The 16,583-nt window shown below is 72.1% G+C and carries 11 protein-coding genes and 2 pseudogenes; 7 read left to right on the top strand and 6 right to left on the bottom strand.

Annotated elements, in window-relative coordinates; all coding sequences use genetic code 11:
• Positions 1–266 precede the first annotated feature (266 nt).
• Complete coding sequence (locus EAO75_RS27610) at positions 267–908, top strand: TetR/AcrR family transcriptional regulator (RefSeq protein ID WP_147997707.1); 642 nt, start codon at positions 267–269, stop codon at positions 906–908.
• A 125-nt stretch (positions 909–1,033) separates the two neighbouring features.
• Here the strand turns inward: EAO75_RS27610 and EAO75_RS27605 are convergent, their stop codons facing one another.
• Positions 1,034–2,794, bottom strand: coding sequence for an MFS transporter (locus EAO75_RS27605; protein ID WP_261989424.1), 1,761 nt, complete (start codon positions 2,792–2,794; stop codon positions 1,034–1,036).
• Positions 2,795–2,914: 120 nt separating this feature from the next.
• Here EAO75_RS27605 and EAO75_RS27600 point away from each other — a divergent pair, with 120 nt between their 5' ends.
• The 4 genes and pseudogenes from EAO75_RS27600 to EAO75_RS47645 all read left to right on the top strand — a co-directional run.
• On the top strand, positions 2,915–3,574 hold the full coding sequence (locus EAO75_RS27600) for a TetR/AcrR family transcriptional regulator (protein WP_147997706.1): 660 nt from the start codon (positions 2,915–2,917) through the stop codon (positions 3,572–3,574).
• 37 nt (positions 3,575–3,611) lie between these two features.
• On the top strand, positions 3,612–4,451 hold the full coding sequence (locus tag EAO75_RS27595) for a DUF2993 domain-containing protein (RefSeq protein ID WP_147997705.1): 840 nt from the start codon (positions 3,612–3,614) through the stop codon (positions 4,449–4,451).
• A gap of 270 nt (positions 4,452–4,721) precedes the next feature.
• On the top strand, positions 4,722–5,981 hold the full coding sequence (locus tag EAO75_RS27590) for an SLC13 family permease (RefSeq protein ID WP_147998101.1): 1,260 nt from the start codon (positions 4,722–4,724) through the stop codon (positions 5,979–5,981).
• A 4-nt stretch (positions 5,982–5,985) separates the two neighbouring features.
• Positions 5,986–6,468 (top strand): annotated as a pseudogene (locus tag EAO75_RS47645) (universal stress protein); the annotation flags it as partial.
• Positions 6,469–6,646: 178 nt separating this feature from the next.
• On the opposite strand, the pseudogene EAO75_RS27580 reads toward EAO75_RS47645, so the two are convergent.
• Positions 6,647–8,257, bottom strand: a pseudogene (locus EAO75_RS27580) (FAD-dependent oxidoreductase); the annotation flags it as partial.
• A 178-nt stretch (positions 8,258–8,435) separates the two neighbouring features.
• On the opposite strand from EAO75_RS27580, the gene EAO75_RS27575 reads away from it, so the two are divergent.
• On the top strand, positions 8,436–9,596 hold the full coding sequence (locus tag EAO75_RS27575) for a M20 family metallopeptidase (RefSeq protein ID WP_147997704.1): 1,161 nt from the start codon (positions 8,436–8,438) through the stop codon (positions 9,594–9,596).
• A 40-nt stretch (positions 9,597–9,636) separates the two neighbouring features.
• On the opposite strand, the gene EAO75_RS27570 is transcribed toward EAO75_RS27575, so the two are convergent.
• The gene (locus EAO75_RS27570) at positions 9,637–10,017 is read right to left on the bottom strand and encodes a hypothetical protein (protein WP_147997703.1); all 381 of its coding nucleotides are present in this window, start codon (positions 10,015–10,017) and stop codon (positions 9,637–9,639) included.
• Positions 10,018–10,138: 121 nt separating this feature from the next.
• The gene (locus EAO75_RS27565) at positions 10,139–11,011 is read right to left on the bottom strand and encodes a hypothetical protein (protein ID WP_147997702.1); all 873 of its coding nucleotides are present in this window, start codon (positions 11,009–11,011) and stop codon (positions 10,139–10,141) included.
• 269 nt (positions 11,012–11,280) lie between these two features.
• On the opposite strand from EAO75_RS27565, the gene EAO75_RS27560 reads away from it, so the two are divergent.
• Positions 11,281–13,359: a SpoIIE family protein phosphatase gene (locus tag EAO75_RS27560; RefSeq protein ID WP_147997701.1), complete on the top strand. Its 2,079-nt coding sequence runs from the start codon at positions 11,281–11,283 to the stop codon at positions 13,357–13,359.
• 118 nt (positions 13,360–13,477) lie between these two features.
• Here the strand turns inward: EAO75_RS27560 and EAO75_RS27555 are convergent, their stop codons facing one another.
• Together EAO75_RS27555 and EAO75_RS27550 are read right to left on the bottom strand one after the other, a co-directional pair.
• Positions 13,478–14,764, bottom strand: a complete 1,287-nt coding sequence (locus EAO75_RS27555) for a cysteine desulfurase (protein WP_147997700.1) — start codon at positions 14,762–14,764, stop codon at positions 13,478–13,480.
• Positions 14,751–16,142: a family 2B encapsulin nanocompartment shell protein gene (locus EAO75_RS27550; protein WP_261989423.1), complete on the bottom strand. Its 1,392-nt coding sequence runs from the start codon at positions 16,140–16,142 to the stop codon at positions 14,751–14,753. Before EAO75_RS27550 ends, EAO75_RS27555 begins: the two co-directional genes overlap by 14 nt.
• Positions 16,143–16,583 lie beyond the last annotated feature (441 nt).

Here is a 16,583-nt window from a genome sequence, read left to right as displayed (position 1 = left end):
GAGGTGGCGACGGCCCTGCGGCTCCAGCCCGCACGGGTGCCGGGGAGGAGACGACCGGGTGGGCGGCGCGGGGGCGCTGTGAGGCTCGGCTGCTCGGGGCTCCCCGTCTCCAGAACGACGGTCCCGCCCCGAGGGAGGCATCGGCGTGGCGACCGTCCTGCCGGGGCAGCCGCACGGCGTTCGGGACGACGCGACCGCGTGAGGTGCGCAAGGGCGTCGTGCGAGAATCCGCGTACGCGTATCCGTACCGATCCATCGAGGTTTCCGTGACCAAGCCCGTCGCACGCGAGCCGTTGCGGCGTAATTCGCGGGCCAACCGGGAGCGGATCCTGGCCACGGCCCGTCAGGAGCTCGGGCGGAACCCGGACGTCACGCTGGAGGAGCTGGCGCGGGCCGCGGGAGTCGTACGGCGCACTCTGTTCGGTCACTTCCCGGGGCGGGAGGCGCTGTTGGAGGCCCTCGCGGAGGAGGCGTCCGAGGCGTTGCGCAGCGCGCTGGCGGACGGCGCGCGGTTCGCGGAGACCGAACCGGCCGAGCGGGCGCTCGCCGGCTTCGTGTTCTCGCTGTGGCCCGTCGGTGATCGCTACCGTCTGCTGCTGTCGCTGGCCAAGCGCGACCTGGGCGCGCAGCGCGTCGCCGAGGTGCTGGCGCCGGCCCGCGCGACGGCCACGGCCATCCTGGAGCGGGGGCAGCGGGACGGCGTCTTCCACACGCATCTGCCGGCCCCCGCGATGAGCGCGGGCCTTGAGGCGATGACGGTCGCGCTGCTGGAGTCGGTCAACGCCGGGTTGCTGGAGGACGACGGAACCCGGATCGCCGTCACCACGCTCATCGCGGCCGGGGTGCCGGAGGAGCGGGCGCGGGGTGTGGTCGAGGCGGTCGCGCCCACGGTGGCAGACAGCGACTGAGTCGCCGCCCCCTCCCGAATTGCCCGTCCACGTATAAAAAAGGGGACGGCGCCGGGCGTCCCCTCCCGGCACCGTCCGGGGCCGTGCGCCGCTCAAGGCACGGCCCGTTCCGGGGTGGCGGCCGCTCAGGCGGTGCCCGAACGCGCCTCCCCCGACTCCCGGCACTGCTCTGACTCCCGCGGCTTGCGGGAGTCATCGGTCGCGTGCGAATCGGTGGCCGTCAGGGCCTCCGGCGCCGCCTCGACCTCGTCCGTCACCTGCGTCTCGTCCGTCACCTGCGCCTCGTCCGTCACCTGCGTCTCGTCCGCCCGCTGCGGCTCAGCCGTCCGGTGCTTGCCCGCCGCCCGGCGGCCCGGCAGCACCGCGAGGACGATCATCGTCCCGGCGGCCATGATGATCCCGCCGGTCAGGCTGGTCTGGGCGACGCCGTGGGCGAAGGACTCGTGCACCGCGTCGACGAGGGCCTGCGCCTGCTGGGCGCCGCCGGCGGGGTTCTTCGCGATCTCCTCGGCGACCGCGAGACCGCCGCCCACCGAGTCCTTGGCCGTCTCCAGCGCCGCGTGCGGGAGCTGACCGCCGACCAGGTCCGTGAGCTTGTCGCGGTATGCGGTGCCCAGCAGCGAGCCGAGGATCGCGATGCCCAGGGCGCCGCCCAGCTCCAGCGAGGTGTCGTTGGCGCCGCCCCCGACGCCCAGCTCGGACTCGGGGAAGGAGCTCATGATCGTGTCGGTGGCCGGGGACACGCTCAGGCCGATCGCGAAGCCCAGCATCAGCAGCGACGGCAGGAAGTCGGTGTACGTCGAGCCCGACTCGACCCGCGTGAGCAGGAAGACGCCCACCGTGCCGATCAGCATGCCGGTGCCGACCATGGCCTTCACCCCGAGCTTCGGGGTCAGCCGCCCGGTCACCGCGGCGCCGACGAAGACGGCACCGGCCAGCGGCAGCAGCCGTACGCCGGTCTCCAGCGCGTCGTAGCCGAGGACGAACTGGAGGTACTGGGTCGCGTAGTACAGCGCGCCGAAGGTGCCGAAGAAGAAGAACAGCACCGCGAGCATCGAGCCGCTGAACGGCCGCTGGGCGAACTTGCGCACGTCCAGCATGGGGTGCGGGTGACGCAGCTCCCAGACGACGAAGGCCAGCAGGCCGACTCCGGCGACCACGGCCGCGGCGACCGGGCCGGCGCCCCAGCCGAAGTGCGGGCCCTCGATGGCCGCGTAGACCAGCGAGCCGACGGAGACGATGGACAGCAGCCCGCCGACGTAGTCGATCCGGCCCATGCCCTGCGCCTTCGACGGCGGCACGAGCGCCAGCGCGCCGACGGCGGCGACGATCGCGATGGGCACGTTGATCAGGAAGGTCGAGCCCCAGGCGTGGTCCTCCAGGAGCCAGCCGGCGACCAGCGGGCCCACGGCGATGGCCAGGCCCGAGGTGGCGGTCCAGCCGGTGATGGCCTTGGCGCGCTCCTCGCGGGGGAAGATCGCGACCAGCAGGGACAGGGTGGCCGGCATGACGACGGCGGCGCCGACGCCCATGACCGCGCGGGCGGTGATGACCAGGCCGGTCTCGTCGACGAGGCTGCCCATCACCGAACCGGCCGCGAAGATCAGCAGACCGGTGATGAGGGCGCCGCGACGGCTGTACTTGTCGCCGATCGCGCCCAGGACGAGCATCAGCGCGGCGTACGGGACGGTGTAGCCGTCGATGACCCACTGCAGGTCGCTGCTGCTCAGGTCCAGATCCCGGGTCATGTCGGGCGCGGCCACGATGAGCGACGTGTTCGCCATGACGACGATCAGCAGGCTCAGGCAGAGCACGAGCAGTGCCCACCAGCGCCGCGCGTACGGGCCGGTCATCTTCTCGACGGGTGTGTTGGCAAGGAAGGGCACGGGGACTCCCAGGGGGCTGCGAGTTATTTGCACATCGATGAGCAGACTAGTTTCTTGCTCGTCAATGTGCAAATATCTCGGTCAGCTTCCCTGAACTCCCCTCCGCACCGAGGTGCCGCCGTGAGCAGCCCGACGCCCCAGCCACCCGCACGAACCCGCCGTACGACGCGGGTCACGCGCGCCCGCATCCTGGACGCGGCCCTGCGGGAACTGGGCCGCAACCCCGACAGCAGCCTCGGTGACATCGCCGAGGCCGCCGGGGTGGCGCGGCGCACCCTGTACACGCACTTCGCGGGACGGGCGGCGCTGGTGACGGGCCTCGCCGAGGACGCGGTACGGGCGATACGACGGGCGGTGGCCGACGCGAGCCCTCCCGGCCCGGGCGCCGACCGCGGCCCTACGGGTGCCCTCGCCCGCTTCGTCCTCACCCTCTGGCCGGTCGGTGACGCCTATCGCACGCTGATCGGCCTCGCCCGCCAGGACCTGGGCCCCGCGCAGGTCAGCGAACTCCTCGCCCCGGCCCGCGAGACGGTCGCCGGCATCCTCGCCGAGGGGCAGCGCCGGGGCGTCTTCCACACCGTCGTCCCGCCCGGCCCGCTCAGCGCCGCCATCGAGGCCCACCTGCTCGCCCTCCTCGACACCGTCAACACCGGGATCTGGGCGGACGACGGTTCGGCCGCCGCCACCTCCGCCCTGATCGCCGCCGGGGTCGACAGCGCCGCCGCCGCCGCGACGGTGCGCCACCTCTCGACGACCCGACCGCCCCACCCACATCCCTGACGACCGACCCACCGACCCCACGCAGGAGGGCAGGCCCATGCGCCGAATCCAGCACGGACACGACGACTACGCCTACGACGAACACGGCCACGGCTACGGCCACGGCTACGACCACGAACGGGAGAACGCATACGCGGGCGCAGACGAAGAGTCCGGCGAGCCCCGCCGCCGACGGCGAACGCTCGCCCTCCTCGCCGCCGGTCTCGTCACCCTGGCCCTCCTCCCCGTCGTCGTCGACCGGGCCGTGGCCGCCCGCATCGAGTCGCGTACGGCGAAGGCGTTCCAGCAGGGCATGGACACACCCCTGCCGCCGGAGGTCCAGGTGCGCGGCTTCCCGGTCGTGACGCAGGCGGCCTCCGGCACCCTGCGCCGGGTCGACATCACCGCCCACGACATACCGGCGCAGGGCACCACCCGCCCCCTGCCGGTGTCCGAACTCTCCCTCCGGCTGGACGGGTTGACGAAGTCCGACGACGACAGCGAGGCCCGGGCCCGCAGCGCGCGGGCGACCGCCTCCCTGTCGTACCCGGACGTCTCCGACACGCTCGGTCTGGAGATCTCCCAGGGCAGCCGCCCGGGTCGGGTGAGCGCGGTCGTCGTGCTGCCGCTGGGCGGGGAGGTCACCGTGGAGACGTCGGTCTCGGCCGTCTCCGGCAACCGCATCGCCTTCAAGGACTTCGAGGTCACGGGCGGTTCGCTGCCCGCCGCCGGAAGCATGATCCTGGACAGGGTCTTCGAACGGCCGATCCCGCTGCGGAACATCCCCGACGGCCTGCACCTGCGCTCGGTCACCACCACGACCGACGGCCTCGACGCCGACTTCACGGGCCGCTCGGTCACGTTCCGACCGCAGGACACGGCACGGGAGGACACCTAGCCGGTTGTCATGGGGCCTCAACCGCGAGGGAGGGCGCACGTCGATCCGGAAGTGGGAGTCGTTCGGGCGGCGGAAGTCTCCGCCCAAGCCACCACGCCCTGGCATTCCTTGAGGATGTCGCGGACCGTCGCCAGTTGGTGGGGGTGGGGGAAGAGGCCGTCCCACCCTTGACCGGGCGGCAGCCGCTCGGCGGAGTACCGTGCGGCGAGAGTCACCGGTGGCGTGTCGTCGCCGCTCGCAAGGACCCGTCATGCCCGGAAGGACCCGAAGCTGAACACCCCGCTCGCGGAGACCCTGTCCGTGGCCATGCTCGTGCTCGTGCTGGTCTGTGCCGTCGTCCGTCCCTTCGGCCGGCCGGAGGCCGTGTTCGCCGTGCCGGCCGCGGCGCTGGTAGTGGCGACCGGGGCGATCTCGTTCGGCGACGCGCTGGACGAGGCCGAACGGCTCGGGCCGGTGATCGGCTTCCTGGCCGCCGTACTCGTCCTCGCCCAACTCTGCGACAACGAGGGGCTGTTCCAGGCGTGCGGGGCCTGGATGGCGCGTACGGCGGCGGGCCGGCCGCGCCGGCTGCTGGCGCAGGTGTTCCTGGCCGCGTCGGCGATCACGGCCGTACTGAGCCTGGACGCCACCGTCGTACTGCTCACCCCGGTGGTGTTCGCCACCGCGGCCCGGATCGGCGCCCGCCCCAAGCCGCACGTCTACGCCTGCACCCATCTGTCGAACACGGCCTCCCTGCTCCTGCCGGTGTCCAACCTGACGAACCTGCTGGCGTTCGCGGCCAGCGGGCTGAGCTTCACCCGGTTCGCCGCGCTGATGGCGCTGCCGTGGCTGGCCGCGATCGCCGTCGAGTACGCGGTCTTCCGGCGCTTCTTCGCCTCCGACCTGGACGCCGGTGCACAGGCCCCGTCCACCGGCGACGCCCCCGAACTGCCGCTGTTCGCCCTGCTGACCGTGGCGGGCACACTCGCCGGGTTCGTGCTGACCTCGGCCGTCGGCGTCGACCCGGCCTGGGCGGCCCTGGCCGGCGCGACGGTGCTCGCCGTGCGGGCGCTGGTGCGACGCCGTACGACGCCGAAGGCGCTGGTGGGTTCCGCGTCGGCGCCGTTCCTGGCCTTCGTGCTGGCGCTCGGGGTCGTGGTCCGCGCGGTCGTGGACAACGGGCTCGACACGGCCCTCGGGCACCTGATCCCCGACGGCACCGGGCTCGCGGCGCTGTTCGGGATCGCCGCGCTGGCCGCCGTACTGGCCAACGTCATCAACAACCTGCCGGCGGTGCTGGTGCTGCTGCCGCTGGCCTCCGGCTCCGGCCCGGGCGCCGTCCTCGCCGTGCTGCTCGGGGTGAACATCGGCCCCAATCTCACCTATGCCGGATCGCTGGCGACGCTGCTGTGGCGGCGTATCGTCCACGCCCATGACGCGGAGGTGGAGCTGCGGGAGTTCACCCGGCTCGGCCTGTACGCCGTACCCGCGAGCCTGTGTGCCGCCGTACTGGCACTGTGGGCCTCACTGGCCGTGATCGGAGGAGGCTGATCCCATGGCGGTGGTCGTCTGGGTCGTCGAGGGCACCTGGCCCGCCTGTGTGGATGCCGCGCGTGCGCACGCGCCCGAGGACGCCGAGATCGTCCTGCTGCATGTCACCGGGCACGATGTCGCGGACGCCGCGCACGGCGCGTTCGCCGGGCTGCTCGGCCGGGGCCACCCGTGGGGGCACCGCCCGGCCGAAGGCTGGGGGAGTGACCCCGGCACCCGCGTCGAACACCTCGCCGCAGCCTCCGCCCAGAGCCTCCTGCAAGCGGCCGCCGAGCGGCTCGCCCGCCCCTGCAGCCGCGTCGAGCGCACCGGCCGCGTCGAGCGGGAGGTCGTCGCCGCGACGGACGGCGCCGACCTGCTGGTCCTGGCCCGCGACGGTGACCGCGCCCGGCTCGGCCCGCACAGCCTCGGCCCGGCGAGCCGGTTCGTCGTCGACCATGCCGCCTGCCCGCTGCTGCTGGTCTGGCCCGAGCCGGGCGCGGTCACCGTCGCGGGCCAGGACCAGCAGGTCGGCGCCGTCCGCCTCGACGGCCTTCGCCAGCGTGACCACCTCGTCCAGCGTGGAGCCGCCGGGGACGAGGTCCAGCATGGAGAGCCGGTAGACGATGATGAAGTCCGCGCCGACCGCCTCGCGCACCGTCTACCTGCTCCAGCGCAAGACCACCAAGGTCGGCGCCCCAGTGCCGGAAGTACGTCTCGGGGTCCTCGCTCGCCTTGTCGMCGCCGTCGGTCAGGAACTCGGCGACGTCGAAGCCGATGCCGCCCGCGCCGAGGACGGCGACGCGCCGGCCGACGGGGACCTCGTCGCGCAGGACGTCGAGGTAGCCCACGACGCTCGGGTGGTCGATGCCGGGGATGTCCGGGGTGYGCGGGCTGACGCCGGTGGCGACCACGACCTCGTCGTACGCGGCGAGGTCCTCGGCCGAAACCCAGGTGTTCAGGCGTACGTCGACGGCCTGCCAGTCGAGTTGGTGGCGGAAGTAGCGCAGTGTCTCGTCGAACTCCTGCTTGCCGGGGACCTTGCGGGCGACGTTGAGCTGGCCGCCGATCTCGTTCGCGGCGTCGAAGAGCGTGACGTCGTGGCCGCGTTCGGCCGCGCTGACGGCGCAGGCCAGACCGGCGGGTCCGGCGCCCACGACCGCGACGCGCAGGCGCCGCCGGGTCGGGGACAACGTCAGCTCGGTCTCGTGGCAGGCGCGCGGGTTGACCAGGCAGGACGTGATCTTGCCGCTGAAGGTGTGGTCGAGGCAGGCCTGGTTGCAGCCGATGCAGGTGTTGATGGCCTCCGGCTTACCGGCGGCGGCCTTGGCGACGAAGTCGGGGTCGGCGAGCATCGGGCGGGCCATCGACACCATGTCCGCGCAGCCGTCGGCCAGCAACTCCTCGGCCAGCTCGGGGGTGTTGATGCGGTTGGTGGTGACGAGCGGGACCGACACCTCACCCATCAGCCGCTTGGTGACCCAGGTGTAGGCGCCGCGCGGCACCGAGGTGGCGATGGTCGGGATGCGCGCCTCGTGCCAGCCGATTCCGGTGTTGATGATCGTCGCCCCGGCGGCCTCGACGGCCTTCGCCAGCGTGACCACCTCGTCCAGCGTGGAGCCGCCGGGGACGAGGTCCAGCATGGAGAGCCGGTAGACGATGATGAAGTCCGCGCCGACCGCCTCGCGCACCCGGCGGACGATCTCGACGGGGAAACGCATGCGGTTCTCGTACGCGCCGCCCCAGCGATCGGTGCGCCGGTTGGTCTGGGTGGCGATGAACTCGTTGATGAGGTAGCCCTCGGAGCCCATGATCTCGACGCCGTCGTAGCCGGCCTGCCGGGCGAGGCGGGCGGCTCGGGCGTAGTCGTCGATGGTCCGCTCGACGTCGGCGTCGGTGAGCTCGCGCGGCGGGAAGGGGCTGATCGGCGCCTGGAGCGGGCTCGGGGCGACGAGGTCCTGGTGGTAGGCGTACCGGCCGAAGTGCAGGATCTGCATCGCGATCCGGCCGCCCTCGCGGTGCACGGCCTCGGTGATGACCCGGTGCTGCTCGGCCTCCGCCTCGGTGGTGAGCTTGGCGCCGCCCTCGTAGGGCCGTCCCTCGTCGTTGGGGGCGATGCCGCCGGTGACGATGAGGCCCACTCCCCCGCGCGCCCGCTCGGCGTAGAAGGCCGCCATGCGCTCGAAGCCGCGCTCGGCCTCCTCCAGGCCCACGTGCATGGAGCCCATGAGGACGCGGTTGGGCAGCGTGGTGAAGCCGAGGTCCAGCGGGCTCAGCAGGTGCGGGTAACGGCTCATCGGGCCCCTCCGTGCGCGGTGTCGTGCTTGACGTAGTTGTAGAGGACCGCGGGACGTTTATGCAACTAGTTGCACAACCGGGGGAGGGTGACACCGGCCACTGACACCGGCCACCCCAGGGCACCGCCCACCGGACACCCGCCCTCGGGCACCGGCCGCCTTCGGGCACAGTGGCCCCATGACCGCACACGCCGACGTGATCGATCTCGCCCAGCGACTGATCCGCCGCTCCAGCCGCGCCGGGATCGACGACTACGGCCCCGTCCTCGGCGTCCTGGAGGACTGGCTCGCCGGGCGCGGGCTGGCGTATCGCCGCCTCCGCGGCGACCGGGGCGGCACCGTCGGTCTGCTGATCGAGGTCGCGGGCGGCCGGCCCGGCCCCTGGTGGGCGCTGGACGCCTGCGTCGACACCGCGCCGTACGGGGACGAGGCTGCCTGGTCGTTCCCGCCGGACTGCGGCGACGTCGTCGACGGCTGGCTGCGCGGCAGGGGCGCCGCGGACTCCAAGCTCGCCGCGGCGCTGTTCTGCGCCATCGCGGCAGAACTGCACGGCCGGGCCGCCGACCTGCACGGCGGGCTCGCGGTGCTCCTCGACGTCGACGAGCACACGGGCGGCTTCGGCGGTGCCCGCGCCTACCTGGCGGATGCCGCGGCGGTCCGTCCGTCCGGCGTGATGATCGGCTACCCGGGGCTCGACGAGGTCGTGGTGGGCGGGCGCGGCCTGTGGCGCGCCACGATCGCCGTGCACGCGGCCTCGGGCCACTCGGGGTCCCGCCGCACGACGCCGGGTGCGGTCTCGCGCGCGGCGCGTCTCGTACGACTGCTGGAGGAGGCCGAGCTTCCGGGCGCCGAGGGTGAGTTCCCGCTGCCGCCGAAGCTGACGGTGACGTCCTGCCACGGTGGCCAGGGCTTCTCGGTCGTGCCCGACCTGTGCGAGCTGGGCATCGACATCCGCACCACTCCCGGCTTCGGTGCCCGCGCCGCCGAACGGCTGGTCCGCGAGGCGGTGGGCGAGCTGGACGCCGACGTGCCCTCGCCGCGGCCGACCTCGATCGATGCGGTCGCGTCCTGGCCGCCGTATCGGCTGGCCGAAGGGCAGCAGCCCGCGGCGGCGCTCCTGGACGCCGCGGTGCGGGAGGGGCTGACCGTCCGGCCCAGGACCGCGGGCCCCTCGAACATCGGCAACCTGCTCGCAGGCGAGGGCATCCCGGCCACAGCGGGCTTCGGGGTGCGCTACGCGGGGCTGCACGGCGTGGACGAGCGGGCCTGTCTCGAGGACCTGCCCGCCGTCCACGCCGCCTACCGGCGCGCCCTGCTCGCCCTGCTGGGCCCGTCATGACCGAGCTCGCCCTTGCCGGACTCGGTCACGCCGGACCCGCTCACGCAAGGCCGGGGCGGCTCTTCAGCACCACGTGCAGCTCCCGCTCCTGGTCACCCGACGCCGAGGTGAGGTCATGCACCGTGAACAGGGAGTCCAGGGTCGTACGCAGCCGTTCGATGGCCCAGTAGCCGCCCTGCGCGTCGGCCTCGACGGACGACGAGAGCCGGGCCGGCGCCGGGCACTCCTGGGCGTCCGTCACCTCGAACGTGCCGAGCCACACCATCGGGCGCGTCTCATGGAGCTGCTGCGGCACGTCCTCGGGGGCCCGGTCGGACTCGAAGCACGTGCACAGCGCGTCGAACACGATCCGGGCGTCTTCCTTGCTGCATCCGCTGATCTCGACGGAGACGGGCTCCTCGTGCAGTCGTTCACGTCGCATCGTGACCGCTCCTCTCGTGGCCGCGCCGCGGTGCCACGAGTAGCCCGCGGAACCGGACCCCAACCCAAGAAAAGCACCACCCGCGCCGGAGCACTACCGGCGGAGCCCGCCCGTGCGAGCCTCAGCCGCGCGTGAACTTGTACGTCTTGCTGTCGGTCAGCACGCAGAAGCCCGGCGAGATCACGATCACGCGCAGAGTGCCGGTACGGCGGTCGTAGTCGATGCCCTCCGTCTCGAACCCGCCCGAGCAGGAGCTGCGCAGCGGGAGCTGGCGCAGGGCCGTGACATGGCCGGTCACGTCGGAGCTGCCGGGCTCGGCGGAGAGGTCGATCTGCAGCAGCGGCTTGGTCATGCCGAAAAGGGTGCCCGCCGGGTCGTCGGAGGAGCACAGCAGGGTCGTGGCGCTCAGGAAGTCGCAGCCCTGCACGTCACGTACGGCGTGGTCGAGCCGGATGCTGGAGGTCCAGGGGAGGTTCGCCGAGGGCGAGGTGCTCGGGTTGACGCCGGGGGTGGGGTGGACCAGCAGGCGGGTCATGGTGCCCCACTCGCCCGAGACCATCCACTGGCCGCCCGGAGAGATCGCGACGAACGAGTTGTTCAGCGCCTCGCCCGAGCCCAGCGCGTGGACGTATTCCGACCAGGTCCCGTTCGGCGCCTGCACCCGGAACATCTTCGCGGTGCCCGAGTCCGCCTGGTACGGCTCGACGTAGTAGCCGTTGTAGGAGGCGTCGGGGTCGCCCACGTGGTTCCAGCCGCGGCTGGACACGGAGACGGGGATGGTGCCGATGCCGGTGTAGCGGTTGGGGCTGTTCGCCGGGACCTCGACGGAGGTCAGACCCTGACTCTCGGTCAGCGGGTCGGCTCGGTCGGAACCCGCCTCCGTCCAGGTGTCGGCGGCCTGCGCGGGCGCCGCGGAGGACAGCACGGCTGCGGAGGCGAGGGCGACGAGGCCGGTGAGAGCGGCATGACAACGTTGCCGGGCACGCAGGGCCATGGGAGCGACTCCTCAGGGGGGTGGGGGTGTGTCGGCGGACAGTCTGGCCGGGCGATGTGGTCATGTACAGACCAAAGAAAGAACGCCCGCTGTCTGATCGGCCACAGTCGCGTGCCCCGGTGCTGACTTCATCGGACGTTCGCCGTCGTGTTGAGGGATGGTGGAGGTGAGCGACCGAGGGGGCCCGGAGACGGTTGAACGCGATAGAACAAGGGGAGTCGGCACGGGGGAACGGCGTGCCGCAAGGAGCGGCGAAGGCGGTGCGTGGGATGTCTCCAGCCGAATTTCCCGGCGCCGAGGGCGGCGAGCCGGTGCGCGGGCCCATGGGCCCGAGCGGGTTGCTCGACGTGCTCGGCGTGGCCTCGGTGGTGCTGGACATCGAGGGGCGCATCGTGCTGTGGAGCCCGCAGGCCGAGGAGTTGTTCGGCTACTCGGCGCAGGAGGCGCTGGGCCAGTACGCGGCCCAGATCATGGTTCACGAACAGCACGTGGACCTGGTCGTCAAACTGTTCGCCGACGTCATGAAGACCGGTGAGGGCTGGGCCGGTGCGTTCCCGATTCGGCGCAAGGACGGCGGCACGCGCCTGGTGGAGTTCCGCAACATGCGGCTGCTGGACGACCAGGGGGACATCTACGCGCTGGGCCTGTGCGCCGACCAGACGACCGTCCGCCGGCTGGAGCGGGACGTCGCCCTTTCCACGCGCACGATCGCCCAGGCTCCGGTCGGGCTCGCCGTCCTGGACACCGAGCTGCGGTACGTCTCGGTCAACGCGGCCCTGGCGCTGCTCAACGGCATCCCCGCCGAGGACCACATCGGCCACACACCGCGTGAGCTGCTGCCCGATGTCGACGCAGACGCGATCGAGGCGGCGCTGCTGGACGTGCTGCGGACGGGGAATCCGCGGGTCAACCAGCGCATCGTGGGCCGGACCCCGGCGGATCCCGACCGGGAGCACTACTGGTCCGTCTCGCTGTACCGGCTGGAGGACACGGCCGGGACGGTGCTCGGTGTCGCCGGGATGGCCGTGGACATCACCATGCAGCACGAGGCCGCTCTGGAGGCCGAGACGGCACGCCGGCGACTGGCACTCATCGCCGACGCCTCGGCGCGGATCGGCACCACGCTGGACCTGGACCGCACGGCACGCGAGCTGGCCGACGTGGCCGTGCCGGAGCTCGCCGACATCGCGGCGGTCGACCTGCTCGAGGCCGTGGTGGTGGGCAGACGCAGCAGCCTCGGCCCCGCCGAGTCCGCGGTGATCCGCGCCCTGGCCGTCCAGGCCGACCACGCCACGGAGGCGCTCGACGCCGCCGACCCGCCAGGCGAGGTCGCCCGCTACGGGCCGGACCGCCTCGTCACCGAGTGCGTACGGACCGGCAGTCCCGTCCTGGTCGCCCATGTCGAGGAGCAGGACCTGCCGCGCATCGCCCGCTCCCCCGAGGCCGCGGTGCAGCTGGGCCGCGCGGGCGTGCACTCCTATCTGGCGGTGCCGCTGATCGCGCGGGGCGAGGTGCTCGGCGCCCTCGACCTCAAGCGCACCCGCAATCCGCTGCCGTTCAGCGAGGACGACATGCTGCTCGCCCGGGAACTGGCGGCCCGCGCGGCTGTGCAGATCGACAACGCCCGCTGGTACCAGAACGCCCGCGACACCGCCCTGACCCTCCAGCGCAGCCTGCTGCCCAGCCACCCCGCGGTGACCGGCGGCCTGGAGGTCGCCTCCCGCTACCAGCCGGCGGGCGCCGGCGCGGAGGTCGGCGGCGACTGGTTCGACGTGATCCCGCTGGAGGACGGCAAGACCGCGCTCGTCGTCGGTGACGTGATGGGCAGCGGCATCGACGCCGCCACGACGATGGGCCGGCTGCGCACCGCGACCCACACGCTGGCCTCCCTGGACCTCGAACCGACGCGGCTCCTGGAGCACCTCGACAAGATCACCGAGGGCCTCGACCACTCCATCGCCACCTGCGTCTACGCCGTCTACGACCCGCGGCTGCGGCAGTGCCGGATCGCCAACGCCGGGCACCTGCCGCCCGTGCGCGTCCGCCACGGCCACGCTCCGGAGCTCCTCGAACTGCCCACGGGGGCGCCCCTGGGCGTCGGCGGCGTCGCCTTCTCGACGACGACCGTGGCCCTCGAACAGGGCGACCAGCTGGTGTTCTACACCGACGGGCTCGTCGAGACCCGCCAGCATCCCCTCGACGAGCGCCTCGACGCCCTCCTGGAGCTCCTCGACGACCCCGACCGCCCGCTGGAGGAGTGCTGCGACCTGCTCCTGCGCACCCTGCACCAGCCCGACAACTCCGACGACGTGGCACTGCTCATCGCACGTGTGCTGCCCACGGGTTGAGCGAACCGAACGATCCTCTCGCCCGCCGCGGACACCGGCCCGGACGCGCAGAATCCGGGGCCGTGCGGCCGTCTCCGGTCGCGCGGCCCCGAACCCGGATCAGTTCCGGCTCCCGTCGTCAGCCGGCCTCTTGCAGTCTGCGCAGCGAGGCGACGAGCTGGTCCACCTCCCCGTAGGTGTTGTAGAGCGCGAGCGAGGCGCGCGCCGCCGACTGAAGTCCGTAGTGGGCGAGAGCCGGCTGGGCACAGTGATGACCGGCACGGACGGCGATCCCGTCACGGTCGAGCCAGTCCGCGACGGCGGCCGGGTCCTGCCCGGCGAGCGTGAAGGTGAGCACCGCGATCCGATCGGGCGCCGAGCCGATCAACTCGAGCCCGGGAACCGTGGCGAGGGCCTCCCGCGCATACGCCATGAGGTCCCCCTCGTAGACCGCGACGGCCTCGCGGTCGAGGGACGTCAGCCAGTTCAGGGCGGCGAGCAGTCCGACGACTCCGCCGATGTGGCCGGTGCCGGCTTCCATCCTGTGCGGGACCGGCGCGAAGGTGGTCTCCCCGAAGGCCACGGATTCGATCATGTTGCCGCCGCCCTGCCACGGTGCCATCCCCGCGAGGACGTCCGGCTTCACGTACAGGGCGCCGATGCCGGTCGGCGCGAACAGCTTGTGGCCCGAGAACGCATAGAAGTCCGCGTCCAGGTCAGTAACGTCGACGGGGAAATGAGCGACCGCCTGGGCGCCGTCCACCAGCACCTTGGCGTTGTAGCGGTGCGCGAGTGCCGTCATCTCCTTGACCGGCGGGACGGTGCCGAGGACGTTCGACGCATGGCTGATCGCGACGAGTTGGGTCCGCGAGGACAGCAGGTCGCGGTACGCGTCCTGGTCGATCTCCCCGTCCTTCGTGAGAGGGATCGGCACGAGCCGCGCGCCGGTCTGCCGGGCGATCATCTGCCAGGGCACGATGTCCGAGTGGTGCTCGAGGACCGGCACCAGGACATCGTCCCCGGGCCCGAGGTTGGCCGGGCCCCAGCTCTGGGCGACGAGATTGATGGCCTCCGTGGTGCCGCGTACGAAGACGATGTCGCCCGGGTCCGCGGCGCCGAGGAAGTCGGCGACGGCCGCCCTGCCCGCCTCGTACGCCTCGGTGGCCTCCCGCGCCATGGTGTGGGCGCCGCGGTGGATGTTGGAGTTGGCGGCGCCGTAGTAGGCGGCGAGCGCCTCGATGACCTGACGCGGCTTCTGGGTCGTGGCCGCGTTGTCCAGCCAGACCAGGGGACGGCCGTTGACGGTGCGGTGCAGGATCGGGAAGTCCTGTCGCACCAACTCGGCGCTGAACCCGCCCGGTTGACGCAACCGGGAGGCCGGGTCCGCCGACCCGTCCGGCCACGCCGTGACGTCAGGAGTAGTCATGGTACTTGGACACCTCGACGTTCTGGAGCACGGCGATGGCGTCGTCCACCAGCACTGCGGTGTTGAAGTAGGCCGTCATCAGGTACGACGTGATGCCCTTCTGGTCCATGCCCATGTTCCGCATGGACAGGCCCGGTTCGACCTCGTCCGGCACCCCCGCGGGACGCAGCCCCACCACACCCTGCTCCGCCTCGCCGGTCCGCATCAGCAGGATCTCGGTGGTCCCCGCGACGTCGCCGGAGCCGTTCGGGCAGGGCACCTTGTCGGAGGGAAGGAGCGGCACACCCCGCCAGGTCAGCAGGGGGCTGCCGAACCGGCTGTCCGTCACCGGGGGCACTCCCCGCCGCGTACATTCGCGCCCGAACGCGGCGATCGCCCGCGGGTGCGCGAGGAAGTAGGCGGGCTGCTTCCACACCTTCGCGAGCAGCTCGTCCAGGTCGTCAGGGGTGGGCGCACCGGTGCGCGCCTGCACGCGCTGGCCGGCCGGCACGTTGTGGAGGAGCCCGAACTCGGGGTGGTTGAGCATCAGGTTCTCCTGCCGCTCACGCAGGGCCTGGACGGTCAGATTGGCCTGCGTACGCGTCTGGTCCATCGGCCCGTTGTAGAGGTCGGCGACGCGGGAGTGCACCATCATCCGGGTCTGCGCGAGCGTCATGTGGTACTCACGCGGCGCGTCCTCGTAGTCCACGTAGGTGCTCGGCAGGTCGACCTCCCCCACATGGCCGCCGCTCAGGTCGATCGGCGCCTCGGCGCCGGGTGTGGGCATGCCGCCCGCCGCGTACGAGTCCACGGCCCCGCGCAGAGTCTCGTCGCGGTCCATGAGCCCGGCGAGCGCCGAACGCTCGGCGCGCAGGGCGACGCCCGGCGTGACGGCCTTCACGGCGTACGGCATGGGCTCACCCTTGGTCCACGCCTCCAGGTCGAAGTACTGCCCGTCGCCGATGACCTGGATGAGCGCTTCGTCGCCGTACCGTCCGGTGGTCCGCTTCTCGGCGCGACCCCGGACGATCACCCAGAGGTGCTCGGCGGTGTCGCCCTCGCGCACCAGCACCTGACCGGGCTCGAAGCTCATCTCCGTGAAGGCATCGGCGAGTTGGCCGAGCAGCGCGTCATCGGTGTCGCGGAGATACGAGATCTCGCGTAAGTCGCCGGGAATGACGCGCGAACCTTCGTCGTCGGCGTGGGTGCTGATGCGGTCGTCGCCGAGGACGTAGGTGCGGCGCCGGTTGACGCGGTAGACACCTGATTCCACATCGACCCAGGGAAGAGCCCGCAGCAGATAGCGCGGTGTGACACCACGCATCTGCGGTGTCGTCTTCGTCGTGGTCGCTAGCTGCCGGGCGGCCTCGGGGCTGAGGCTGATGCGGTCGGTCGTCACAGGGGTCTCCTCTGGTCGATCGCTCCGGAGTGGACTTTCGTTCGAGCGACGCCGATCGTGCAGCCAGCAACCGCCCCTCACAAGGTGCGCAGGGCACCGCTCGGTGCGCCCCGGGCCGAAACCTGCGACCCGGAGCGGAGCGAGCGCGCCTCGCCCGCCCGCTCGGACTTGTGGCGCGACCAGTGGCGGAGCCGAGGACGGTGTTCCGAGGTGCGGCGAGGACCGACGGCCCGATGCCCGTTCATTCGCCGTACAGAGGTCTCGATTTGGCCCCGTATGGAAGCTTTCGACTTCCCAAAGCAGCGCTTATACGGACCCATTTCGGGGCACGTTTAGGTGAATCGGAAAGTACTCGTGAATCGGCCAGGACGGCCGAACTCCGACCGCACGCTCAGGAGCGGACGCCCCTTTTCACAGGAACTGATTACTGGTTCCTTATGG

Source organism: Streptomyces sp. UW30 (genome assembly GCF_008042075.1).
Taxonomy (GTDB): Bacteria; Actinomycetota; Actinomycetes; order Streptomycetales; family Streptomycetaceae; genus Streptomyces.
Note: the sequence above shows the minus strand (reverse complement) of the source record. Positions and strands in the feature narration are given on the sequence as shown.

Coding starts and splice junctions, on each gene's coding strand:
- EAO75_RS27595 (WP_147997705.1), top strand. CDS start 3,612: ATGCGCCGAATCCAGCACGGACACGACGACTACGCCTACGACGAACAC.
- EAO75_RS27575 (WP_147997704.1), top strand. CDS start 8,436: ATGACCGCACACGCCGACGTGATCGATCTCGCCCAGCGACTGATCCGC.
- EAO75_RS27570 (WP_147997703.1), bottom strand. CDS start 10,017: ATGCGACGTGAACGACTGCACGAGGAGCCCGTCTCCGTCGAGATCAGC.
- EAO75_RS27565 (WP_147997702.1), bottom strand. CDS start 11,011: ATGGCCCTGCGTGCCCGGCAACGTTGTCATGCCGCTCTCACCGGCCTC.
- EAO75_RS27560 (WP_147997701.1), top strand. CDS start 11,281: ATGTCTCCAGCCGAATTTCCCGGCGCCGAGGGCGGCGAGCCGGTGCGC.
- EAO75_RS27555 (WP_147997700.1), bottom strand. CDS start 14,764: ATGACTACTCCTGACGTCACGGCGTGGCCGGACGGGTCGGCGGACCCG.